We start from the raw sequence: 10,043 nt of genomic DNA on the forward strand, positions 1-10,043 counted from the left end.
TGCAGAACCATTGGTTATATGGCTTCCGTCACTCCCTCTGGTCTTCCCGTCCCTGAGCGTGTCGCCGTCGTCGGCGCCGGGATGGTCGGCCTCGCCACGGCCTGGTTCCTGCAGGAGCGCGGCGTCGAGGTCACCGTCATCGAGCGGGACGGGGTTGCCGCCGGCTCCTCGTGGGGCAACGCCGGCTGGCTCACACCCGGCATCGCGACTCCGCTGCCCGAGCCGGCCGTCCTCAAGTACGGTCTCCGGGCCGTCCTCAGCCCGAGCTCGCCCGTCTACGTGCCGCCCAGTGCGAACGCGAACTTCCTCAAGTTCGTCGCCGGGTTCACCCGCCACTCCACGATGAAGGCGTGGAAGAAGGCGATGGGCTCGCTCGTGCCGATCAACGACCTGTCACTCGCGAGCTTCGACCTGCTCAAGGCGGGCGGGGTCGACGCCGACACGTTCGAGGCGAAGTCCTTCACGGCCGCGTACCGCACGGCCGAGGAGCGCACGACTCTGCTCGAGGAGATCGAGCACATCCACGCCCAGGGCGGCGACATCACCTTCGACGTGCTCACGGGTGACGAGGCCAGGGCGATCGAGCCGGCCCTCTCCGACGCCATCGGCGCAGCGATCGTGCTCCACGGCCAGCGTTTCATCGACCCCGGCGCCTACGTCGCCGCCCTTGGTGACGCTGTGATCGCGCGCGGCGGCAAGATGCTCATCGGCGGCGCCGTCACCGGCGTGCGGGACACCGGGCGTGGCGTCGTCGTCGAGACCGAGACCGGCGCGGCCGAGGAGTACGACCAGCTCGTCATCGCCACCGGCGCCTGGCTGGGCCAGCTCGCCCGCCAGTTCGGTGTGAAGAAGGTCGTCCAGGCCGGTCGTGGCTACTCGTTCTCCGTGGAGGTCGAGGACCTGCCGAACGGCCCGATGTACTTCCCCGCCGCACGCGTCGCCTGCACGCCGGTCGGTGACCGGCTCCGCGTCGCAGGCATGATGGAGTTCCGGCAGCCCGAGGCCGCCCTCGACCGGCGCCGGATCAAGGCGATCGTCGAGAGCGCCCGCCCCCTCCTCAAGGGTGCGGACCTCGACCACCGCCAGGACGAGTGGGTCGGCTCCCGTCCGTGCACCGTCGACGGCCTTCCCCTCATCGGTGCGACCGGCTCACCGCGCGTCTTCGTCGCGGGCGGGCACGGCATGTGGGGCATCACCCTCGGCCCCGTGACGGGTCGTCTGCTCGCCGAACAGATGGTGACCGGCAAGACCCCCACGGAGCTGCGTCCGTTCAACCCGCTGCGCTGATCCGACACCCACCACCCGCCCGAGGTTCGTGCCCGGGCGGGAGGGCTGGGAGTCAACGTGGCGCTGGGACGGGCTCAGCGGCATACGGCATGGGTTGTTCAACCGGCCGGTGGGAATCCCCCGACTGCCGTCGCCTGCTCCCGCACCACCTGCCACTGCCCGGCGCGCTTCTCGTAGAGAACGAGGAGCCAGGCCTCGTGGACGAGGTGCCCCTGGCCGGCAGCGACGACATCGATCCTTGACGAGTACCAAAGCGTCGCGGCCGTCCCGTGCACGCGAACGTTGATGTCCGAGATGGGCTCGAACGCTTGGTAGTCGAGGCCTCCGGTCCTGACGAGGTCCACGTAGTCGGCCCGGCTGAGCGGCACGCCTGGTGGAGGAACCAACTCGAAGTCCTCCGCGTGGAGTCGCTGGATGACCGCCATGTCGGCGTCGACCAACGCGGCCAGGCGTTGACGCTCGATCTGCTGCAGCGTGCTGGCGGTGGCTGCTGCCTCGCGCGTGGAGTCGGCCACAGAATCCGCCGCGTCGGGCTGGGAGCCGGAACAGGCCTGGGTGAGGCCGAGGGCGCACAGGAGCGCAAACCCCATCGCGAGCTGGAAGATCCGGAACCTCGTCCGACTGCGGTCGGTGCGATTCAGCGATTCCATGGCCGGCCCCTCTCCCCGCACGGCTTCGACTTCTTCACGGTGAGGCGCGGTGTTCGCTGGTGCAATCCCAGAAAGGTGGGATGCCACCTACCATGAAAAGATGTCGACGACGCGCCAGCGTGATCGTTGCCGGGAGCGGCTGGAGCAGCTGAGTCGCTCGAATGACCGCGTCGACACCTTCCAGCAACAGGCTGTCCTCGAACTGCGGTCGGTCATCGGGTTCGACCGCTGGTGTTGGCCGCTCGGCGATCCGGAGACGCTGGTCCCCGGCGTCGGGATCGCCGATCACGACTATGGTCCCGGGTTGCCTCGCGCGCTGGAGCTGGAGTTCGGGGGGCGGGACTTCACGACCAAGGACGCCATCGCCCGTCGCTCCCCGCCGGTGGGAAGCCTGAGCACGGACACCCACGGCGACCTTGCGCGGTCAGCCCGGTGGGACGAGGTGCTGCGGCCCGTCGGCATCGGTGACACAGCGATCCTGGCCTGCCGCGACGTGTACGGCTGTTGGGGATGGTTCGAGGCGCATCGGGATTCCTCGGACGGCCCGATAGCGGACGACGACCTCACGCTGCTGGCGGACATCGCGGCAACGCTGGCCCTCCCCCTCCGACGCGACCTCGCGCAGTCCCGGGAACCGCGCGAGGTCGAGGCGCCCCCCTCGGGCACGCTGGTGCTGAACCGGGACCTGCGCCTGCTGAGTCAGACGGAACCAGCGCGCCGATGGCTGGAACTCCTCCCGGCTGCACAGCTGTTCGCGAGCTGGGGGATGCTCCCCGCACCGCTGTACCCGGTCGCAACGCTGGCGCGCGAAGGTGCCGGGGAGCGCGCCCGGACCCTGGTCCCCGCGACGGCCGGCACGTGGATCAGGATCGAGGCGGCACCCCTGATGGGCACCGACGGCGACATCGCCGTCACCCTGCGGTCTGCGACACCGAAGGAGACCCTCGACGTCCTTTCGCGTGCGCACGGTCTCACCCGACGGGAGCGGCAGCTGGTCACCCTCCTGGTGGGCGGACTGGACACGTCCGCCATCATCAGGCGACTGTCCATCTCGCAGTACACCATCCAGGACCACCTCAAGTCCGTCTTCGCCAAGACCGGCGTGAGGAGTCGGAGAGAGCTGGTGGCCGCGCTCAGCGGCGACAGCCTCGTGGCCAGCCACGCACCCAACGGCCCCGTGGACGGGGACTGAGCTCAGCGGCATACGGCATGGATGTGTTTGTCCCGCAGGCGGACTCAGGACTGGCTTGCCGGCACCTTGTTGACCGTGCAGACAAACGACTTGACGACGCCGTTGTCCACCGCATCGCCGGCGCTGATGGCGGCCATGACCTCGTCGAGGGCGTCGAGCACGCCATCGTGGTCGAGGTCTCCCGAGGTGAGTGCCGCGTCGTAGCCGTTGGGCAGTGAGACCGCGTGGACCTGCCACCGGCCGCCGTTGAAGTCGCGGTAGCCGGGGGCGCTCTCGGCGACGCTGCGCTGGACCCCGCCGAAGTCGTAGATGGCGTCGAAGCTCTGGTCCGGTGCGCCGGTGCCGGAGAGGTCGGTCGGGGTGGCCACCGTGCGATAGAGGACGTGGTCGACGTAGAACGCGGGACCGCTGACGCCGGCGCTCGCCTGGCCGGCAGCGCCGATCGCGACACCTGCAGCGGCCGCGAAGGCAGCCGTCGTGCTGAGGATTCGCTTGATGTGCATTCGATTTCACCTCCGTTGAGCCAGCCGGTTGGCTGGGCCCTTCGATTCAACGGCGGCACTGTCGCGGACTCCATGATCGCGGCGTTACCCGATCCTTACGAGGTCCTGACGTGGCCGGCGAAGGGCGCTCGAAGAGGATCTCGCCGGCCGGCCCAGCCCTATCCTGAGGTCGTGCCTCGGGTGCTCGTGATCGACGACGACTCGACGGTCGCCGGAGTCGTGGCCGCCTATCTCCAGCGCGCCGGCATGGACGTCGATGTCGTGGGCGACGGCGTCGCCGGACTGGCCGTGGCGAGGGATCACCGACCCGATGTCGTCCTCCTCGACCTCATGCTCCCCGGACCGGATGGGCTCGAGGTGTGCCGGCAACTGCGCGGCGTCCATCCCGGGCTGCCGGTCATCATGGTCACCGCCCGCGGGGAGGAGCCCGACCGGGTCCTCGGCCTGCAGATCGGTGCCGACGACTACGTGACCAAGCCATTCAGCCCACGCGAGCTCGTGCTGCGCGTCCAGTCGCTGCTGCGTCGGGTCGAGCATGCTGCGGTCGCGCAGGCCCACGGGGCCCCCACCGTTCCACCGGAGCTCGTCGACGGAGACCTCGTGGTCGACCGTGTCGGTCACCGCGTTCGTCTTGATGGAGCTGAACTCACCCTGACGACAAGGGAGTTCGACCTGCTGAGTTGGCTCATCGCCCATCCCGGCCAGGTCTTCACGCGCGCCGAGCTGATGTCTGCGGTCTGGGGCTGGGAGTTCGGCGACGAGTCGACGGTGACGGTGCACGTCCGACGCGTCCGGGAGAAAGTCGAGGCTGATCCCGGCCGACCCTGCCGGCTCGTCACGGTCTTCGGCGTTGGCTACCGGTGGGACCCGGCAACGCGTTCGAACGGCGAGCCGCATGGGGGCTGAACTCCAGGCCGTGCTGGTGTCGGCGGGCGTGGCGACGCTGGTCGGGGGCGCGGGCGCCTTCCTCGTACTGCTTTCCACACGCCGGCCCTCCGTGCGGGCCGTGGCGCGGGCAGCGCTCGCCGCGCCCGTCATCGTGGTGCTCGCGGTCGCGGCCGGGATCTACGCGAGTGCCCGAGCCATGCTGCTGTCCGAGCACGACTCGCGCCTCGTGCTGCTCGGCCTGCTGGCTGCCTTCCCGGTCGCCCTCGTGACGGGCTGGATCATCGCTCGGCACGTCCAGGACCTGGGCAGGACGCTCGTCGAGGCGGAGTCGGCGCGGAGACGAGAGCTCGAGGTGGAGGAGCGTCGCCGTGAGCTCGTTGCCTGGCTCTCGCACGACCTCCGAACGCCGTTGGCCGGCATCGGTGCCCTGGCCGAGGCCCTCGAGGACGGTGTGGCCGGCGATCCAGCCGAGGCCTTCGCGCGGCTGCGTCGGGAGGTCGGCCGGATGAGCGGCATGGTCGACGACCTGCTCGACCTGTCGCGGATCCACGCGGGAAACGTCGCCCGGCACCGGCAGTCGGTGAGCCTGAGTGATCTCGTCTCGGACGTCGTCGCCTCGGTACAGCCTGTGGCCGCCGCCTGCGGCGTGGCGCTGACCGGAACGACAGAGGGTCCCGTCGTCGCGTCGGTCGATGCCCGTGAGCTGACCCGAGTGGTGGAGAACCTCGTCTCGAACGCCCTGCGGCACACACCTGCCGGCGGCGCCGTAGAGGTGTCCGTGGGGGAGCGTGACGGGCGGCGGGTGGTCTCGGTCCAGGACGGCTGCGGGGGCATCCCCGAGGAGCTCCTCCCGCGCCTGTTCGAGCCTGCCTTCCGGGGCACCGCTGCCCGCACGCCGCGGGGTTCAGAAGGTGCCGGCCTGGGGCTCGCCATCGTGCGCGGGATCGTCGAGGCCCACGGTGGCTCCGTGTCTGTGCACAACGCCGGGGCCGGGTGCCGTTTCGAGGTGGGCCTTCCGGCCGGCTGACGCGTCAGTCGACGAGCACGTATGCCGGGTGCTCGGGCAGGTGCCCCGTGTCGAGCAGGTGCCGGGCCAGCTCCATGGCGCCGTCGAGCGCGCCGCCGGCTGCCTGCTGTCGCTGTCGCCCCGCTGCGGAGAGCCGCGCGTCCAGGGCGGACCGGATCGGTGCGGCCTCGAGCAGCCCACCCGTGGCGGCGAGGACCGGCGCGTCGAGTTCGTCCGCCGCGGCGAGCAGCGAGGACGCGAGGTGGCGACCGGCCTGGCCGCAGATCCCCGAGGCGACCGGGTCGACGTGGGCCAGCCCGGTGACATCGCGGGCGAAACCGGCCAGCAGCTCCGGGGCATCCGCTGATGTCATAACCAGGCGCGGCCAGCCGGCAACGGGCCCGAACCGGTCGATCCCGGCCTCGAGGAGGGCCCGGGAACCGCCGGACGTCCCGTCGTGCGCGCCGAGCCCGGCCTGAAGGCCCTGCAGACCCACCCACGCTGCGGAGCCGCGGTCGCCGAGCACGTGACCCCACCCGTCGACGCGCTTCCAGTGCCTCTCGAAGTCCGTGCCGAAGGCGACGGCACCGGTCCCCGCCGCAACCACCGCGCCGGGTCGCAGGCCGCTGACCGCTCCGACGAGGCTGGCCACGGCGTCGCTGACGACGACCGTGCGGCGTCCGCCGAGTCCCTCACGGACCTGCGCCAGGACCTCGGCGCGGTCCGCGAGGAAGAGCAGCCCGCGCATCGACCACACGACGACCTCCGGCGCCTCCGGGTGTCCCTCGGCGTCGAGCAGCCGACCGGCATCGGCCACGAGCGACGGGACATCGATGCCGGTGGACCCGACCCGCGCCCCCGGTGCGGTGCGCACGGGACCGAGCCCAGCGGCATACGACTGAAGGCGAAGGCCGGAGCCCCCGACGTCGACGGCGACGATCACTTCGCCATGCCGGCCGTCAAGCCGGCCACGATCTGCTTGGTCGCGAGGAGGAAGAGGACGATGAGCGGGACCGTCGTGATGACGAGGCCGGCGAAGATCGCGGAGTAGTCGGCCGCGTGCTCGCCGAAGAAGGTCGTCAGGCCGACGGGGAGGGTGTACTTCTCCTCCCGGCGCAGCAGCACCAGCGGGAAGAGGAAGTCGTTCCAGATCGGCACGAAGCGGAAGACGGCAACGGTTGCCAGGGCCGGACGCACCAGGGGGACCATGATCCGCCAGAAGGTCTGCCACGAGGACGCCCCATCGAGGGCGGCGGCCTCCTCGAGCTCCTCGGGCAGCTGCCGGAAGAACGTGGTGAGGACGAAGATCGAGAAGGGGACGCCGGAGGCGGCATACATCAGGGCGAGCCCGAGCCGTGAGTCGATCAGGCCCATGCCGTCGAAGAGGAAGAAGATCGGCAGGATCGCCAGGTGGATGGGCAGCATGAGGCCGGAGAGGAAGAGGAACTCGAGCCAACGGAAGAGACGCGAGCGAGCGCGGGCCAGGGCGTAGGCGGCCATGGTCGCGACGGCGGTCGACAGCGTCACGGCGCCGACCGTCACCATGAGCGAGTTGGCGAAGTAGGTCGCGAAATTTCCTACGGTCCACGCCTGTTCGTAGGCCGCGATCGACAGCGGCCAAGGCGCGCCGAGCGGGTCGGTGATCAGGTCCGCGTTGCTCCGGAACGAGCTCGAGACCATGAGCAGCAGCGGCACGAGGGCGAACGCGGCATAGGTCCAGAGCAGGACGCTCGCACCGATCCCACCGACGGCTCGCTGCTGGCGCCGCGAGGGGGGTGGCGGCGCGGACGTAACGGCCGTCGGGGGCCGGGTCGGTGCCAGGAGCGTGGTCATGCGGTGATCCTCCGCTCGTGCCGGCGCAGGACAGCGGTTGCCGCGAAGGCGCCGCCGAAGATAATGACGAAGAGCAGGGTTGCGAGGGCCGACGAGCTGCCGATCGCGTCGGTCGCGCCGGAGTCGAACGCGGTCCGGTAGAACAGCAAGGAGACGAAGTCTGTTGCGCCGGCGGGGTTTCCGGTCGAGCCGCCAAAGGCGTAGGGCAGCGCGAAGGCCTCCATCGCGAAGATGAACGTCAGCACCGTGACGGTGCCGATGGCCGGTATCAGGAGAGGCAGCGTGATCCGGAAGAAGGTCTGCCGATGGCTTGCCCCGTCGACGCGGGCCGCCTCGGTGAGCTCCTCCGGCACCCCTCCAAGGGCCGCCCCGTAGAGGAGCACGGGAAAGCCGATCCACTGCCAGACGCTGACGAGGATGACGACCCACAGCGCGGTCGTCGGATCACCGAGCCATGGCAGTGCCCACTCCTCGAGCCCGATGCTCGTGAGCAGGGTGTTGACCGGACCGAACGTCGGTGACAGCAGGAGGGTCCAGAGGTAGCCGATGACGATCGGGCTGACGAGGTACGGCATGGCGTAGAGCGTCTGGAGCAGCCGTCTGCTGCGGTGCCGGGCGTGCAGCAGCGCCGCGATGCTCAGGCCGATGGTGTTCTGGAACAGCATCGTCCCGGCGAAGAAGAGGACGTTGTGCAGCAGCGCCCTCGGAAGGTCCGTCGTGAACGGCGCTCGCGTGAAGAGCGTCTCGAAGTTGGCCGTCCCCGCGAACTCTCCGCGGGTCGTGCCCTGCCAGTGGAAGAAGGCGTAGGAGAACGCCGTCACCATCGGGTAGAGCACGAAGACCGCGAAGAGCAGCAGTGCCGGGGTGGCGAAGAGCAGGCCGGTGCGTCGCCTCATGCCACGGGCGTGAACCACGTCTTGACGCCGGTGTCGAGGTCCGCGCTGACCGTCGCTGCATCCTTCGAGCCGAGGAGCAGCTCCTGGATGCCCTTGCCGAGCAGCTCGGTGCCGGACGGCGAGCCGTAGCGGAAGTCGGTGAGGAGCAGGTAGGGCGAGCCCGCGTTGGCGTAGTTGTCGGCCATCTGCTTGAGGAGCGGGTCGGAGTACTCGACGCCGGGCACGGCAGAGAGCTGCTTCACCTCGTCGGCCACCTTCTGGCCGAACTCCTTGGTCGACATCCACTTGACGAGCTCGGTGGCCTCGTTCGGGTGCTTCGACTTGGCGGAGACGGCGAAGTTGCCGTCGGCCCAGCCTGCCGTCGTCGCCTCGGAGCCGCTCGGCGAGCCGGGTGCGGGTGGCACCTGGAAGACGCCGATCTTCACCGCCGGGTTCGCCTTCTGGAGGACAGCGAGGTCGAACGACCCGCCCGGGATCATGGCGGCCTTCTCGGCGGAGAAGAGTGTCTGGGCGTCGGTGACGGCGACACCGGTGGGGTTCTTCGGAAGGTACTTCTCGACATCCTTGAGGACCTGGACCGACGCGACCCAGTTGGGGTCGGTGAATGAGGCGCTGCCCGAGGTGACCGCGTCGCGGAAGGCCTTGCCGCCGAAGCGGGGCGCGGCAAGCACCTCGTGAACGATCGGCAGGGTCCAGTCATCTTTCGCACCGACGGCGATCGGCGTCACCCCGGCCGCCAGGAGCTTGTCGTTCGCCGCGATGAACTGCTCCCACGTCGTGGGCGCGGCGATGCCGTTCTTCTCGAACAGGCCCTGGTTGTAGAACATCTGCACGGTCTGCGTGGCGAGCGGGACGGAGTAGACCTTGCCGTCCTCCTTGCCCTTGGCGCTCTCGACGACGTTCTCATCCCAGCCGCTGAGGTCGACCTTGCCGTCGAGGGGCACGAGCGCGCCCGAGGCGACGGTGGCCTGGAGCTGGCCGTAGGAGCGCACCTGGGGCACGTCAGGACCGTCGGAGCCGGCCAGGCCCGTCGCGAGGATCTTGTTGTACTCCGTCGCCTTGAACGGCTTGAACTCGACCGTGACGCCCGGGTGCGTGGCCTCATAGGCGTCGAAGATCTTGTCGTAGGCAGCCTGGTCCTCCACGCGCCACGACCACACGGTCAGCGTGACGTCGTCGCCGGTGCCCGGGGAGTCGTCGGAGCTGGACGAGGGGGAGCAGGCGGTGACGGTGAGGGCTGCGGTGAGGATGGCGAGAGCGACGATGGTCCTGCCGGTGCGGGTCATGCGGGATCTCCTGTCAACGGTGGGTCGTTCTGTTCGGGGATGGGGCTGCGGAGGGAGGCGAGCGCGCGGGCGATGGAGCCCTCGTGGGCGTCGATGGCCGCTCGGGCCGTGTCGGGGTCGATGCCCGCGAGCATCGACAGGAGTGCGGGCTTGAGCTCGCCGTGCGACCGGTCGAGAGCCGCACGGGACTCCGCCTCGGAGGCGCCGGTGGCCTCCTGGAGGATGCGCACGACCCGGCCCCTCAGCTTGGCGTTGGTCGCCACGACGTCGACCATGAGATTGGACCACGTGCGCCCGAGACGGATCATCACCGCGGTCGAGAAGGCGTTGAGGATCAGCTTCTGCGCGGTGCCGGCCTTGAGCCGGGTCGACCCGGTCAGTGCCTCCGGACCGGTGTCGGCGGCGAGGAGGTGGTCGGCGTGGGCCGCGAGCTCGGCTCGCGGGTTCGCAGTGACGAGCGCCGTGGTGGCGCCGCGCTCGCGGGCCCGCTCGAGCGCACCGC

Annotated in this window: 11 protein-coding genes; 4 read left to right on the top strand and 7 right to left on the bottom strand. The window is 70.0% G+C overall.

The features are described from left to right. Positions 1 to 18: 18 nt before the first annotated feature. The gene (locus VIR15_RS14645; protein ID WP_331928933.1) at positions 19 to 1,287 is read left to right on the top strand and encodes an NAD(P)/FAD-dependent oxidoreductase; all 1,269 of its coding nucleotides are present in this window, start codon (positions 19 to 21) and stop codon (positions 1,285 to 1,287) included. Positions 1,288 to 1,385: 98 nt separating this feature from the next. On the opposite strand, the gene VIR15_RS14650 is transcribed toward VIR15_RS14645, so the two are convergent. Next, positions 1,386 to 1,937 (bottom strand): nuclear transport factor 2 family protein, encoded by a 552-nt coding sequence (locus tag VIR15_RS14650; RefSeq protein ID WP_331928935.1) that lies wholly within the window; start codon positions 1,935 to 1,937, stop codon positions 1,386 to 1,388. Between the two features lie 100 nt (positions 1,938 to 2,037). On the opposite strand from VIR15_RS14650, the gene VIR15_RS14655 reads away from it, so the two are divergent. After that, positions 2,038 to 3,129, top strand: coding sequence for a helix-turn-helix transcriptional regulator (locus VIR15_RS14655; RefSeq protein WP_331928938.1), 1,092 nt, complete (start codon positions 2,038 to 2,040; stop codon positions 3,127 to 3,129). 44 nt (positions 3,130 to 3,173) lie between these two features. Here the strand turns inward: VIR15_RS14655 and VIR15_RS14660 are convergent, their stop codons facing one another. Further along, positions 3,174 to 3,632 carry a hypothetical protein gene (locus VIR15_RS14660; protein ID WP_331928940.1) on the bottom strand — a complete coding sequence of 153 codons (459 nt, stop codon included), beginning with the start codon at positions 3,630 to 3,632 and terminating at the stop codon, positions 3,174 to 3,176. A gap of 171 nt (positions 3,633 to 3,803) precedes the next feature. Here VIR15_RS14660 and VIR15_RS14665 point away from each other — a divergent pair, with 171 nt between their 5' ends. Next, positions 3,804 to 4,538 carry a response regulator transcription factor gene (locus VIR15_RS14665; RefSeq protein ID WP_331928942.1) on the top strand — a complete coding sequence of 245 codons (735 nt, stop codon included), beginning with the start codon at positions 3,804 to 3,806 and terminating at the stop codon, positions 4,536 to 4,538. Beyond that, positions 4,528 to 5,547, top strand: coding sequence for a sensor histidine kinase (locus VIR15_RS14670; RefSeq protein WP_331928944.1), 1,020 nt, complete (start codon positions 4,528 to 4,530; stop codon positions 5,545 to 5,547). Before VIR15_RS14665 ends, VIR15_RS14670 begins: the two co-directional genes overlap by 11 nt. A 4-nt stretch (positions 5,548 to 5,551) precedes the next feature. On the opposite strand, the gene VIR15_RS14675 is transcribed toward VIR15_RS14670, so the two are convergent. The 5 genes from VIR15_RS14675 to VIR15_RS14695 all read right to left on the bottom strand — a co-directional run. Further along, complete coding sequence (locus tag VIR15_RS14675) at positions 5,552 to 6,469, bottom strand: N-acetylglucosamine kinase (RefSeq protein ID WP_331928947.1); 918 nt, start codon at positions 6,467 to 6,469, stop codon at positions 5,552 to 5,554. Further along, a complete protein-coding gene (locus VIR15_RS14680) occupies positions 6,466 to 7,359 on the bottom strand; it encodes a carbohydrate ABC transporter permease (RefSeq protein ID WP_331928949.1) in 894 nt (297 codons plus the stop codon). The genes VIR15_RS14675 and VIR15_RS14680 overlap by 4 nt, the downstream gene beginning before the upstream one ends. Next, positions 7,356 to 8,255, bottom strand: coding sequence for a carbohydrate ABC transporter permease (locus VIR15_RS14685; RefSeq protein WP_331928952.1), 900 nt, complete (start codon positions 8,253 to 8,255; stop codon positions 7,356 to 7,358). The genes VIR15_RS14680 and VIR15_RS14685 overlap by 4 nt, the downstream gene beginning before the upstream one ends. Then, positions 8,252 to 9,541 (bottom strand): extracellular solute-binding protein, encoded by a 1,290-nt coding sequence (locus VIR15_RS14690; protein ID WP_331928955.1) that lies wholly within the window; start codon positions 9,539 to 9,541, stop codon positions 8,252 to 8,254. Before VIR15_RS14690 ends, VIR15_RS14685 begins: the two co-directional genes overlap by 4 nt. After that, positions 9,538 to 10,043 (bottom strand): N-acetylmuramic acid 6-phosphate etherase (locus VIR15_RS14695; protein ID WP_331928957.1); only part of this gene is annotated, 506 nt, incomplete at its 5' end. The genes VIR15_RS14690 and VIR15_RS14695, both read right to left, overlap by 4 nt.

It is taken from the genome of Intrasporangium sp. (genome assembly GCF_036566125.1).
GTDB lineage: Bacteria > Actinomycetota > Actinomycetes > Actinomycetales > Dermatophilaceae > Intrasporangium.

Coding starts and splice junctions, on each gene's coding strand:
- VIR15_RS14645 (WP_331928933.1), top strand. CDS start 19: ATGGCTTCCGTCACTCCCTCTGGTCTTCCCGTCCCTGAGCGTGTCGCC.
- VIR15_RS14650 (WP_331928935.1), bottom strand. CDS start 1,937: ATGGAATCGCTGAATCGCACCGACCGCAGTCGGACGAGGTTCCGGATC.
- VIR15_RS14655 (WP_331928938.1), top strand. CDS start 2,038: ATGTCGACGACGCGCCAGCGTGATCGTTGCCGGGAGCGGCTGGAGCAG.
- VIR15_RS14660 (WP_331928940.1), bottom strand. CDS start 3,632: ATGCACATCAAGCGAATCCTCAGCACGACGGCTGCCTTCGCGGCCGCT.
- VIR15_RS14670 (WP_331928944.1), top strand. CDS start 4,528: ATGGGGGCTGAACTCCAGGCCGTGCTGGTGTCGGCGGGCGTGGCGACG.
- VIR15_RS14680 (WP_331928949.1), bottom strand. CDS start 7,359: ATGACCACGCTCCTGGCACCGACCCGGCCCCCGACGGCCGTTACGTCC.
- VIR15_RS14685 (WP_331928952.1), bottom strand. CDS start 8,255: ATGAGGCGACGCACCGGCCTGCTCTTCGCCACCCCGGCACTGCTGCTC.
- VIR15_RS14690 (WP_331928955.1), bottom strand. CDS start 9,541: ATGACCCGCACCGGCAGGACCATCGTCGCTCTCGCCATCCTCACCGCA.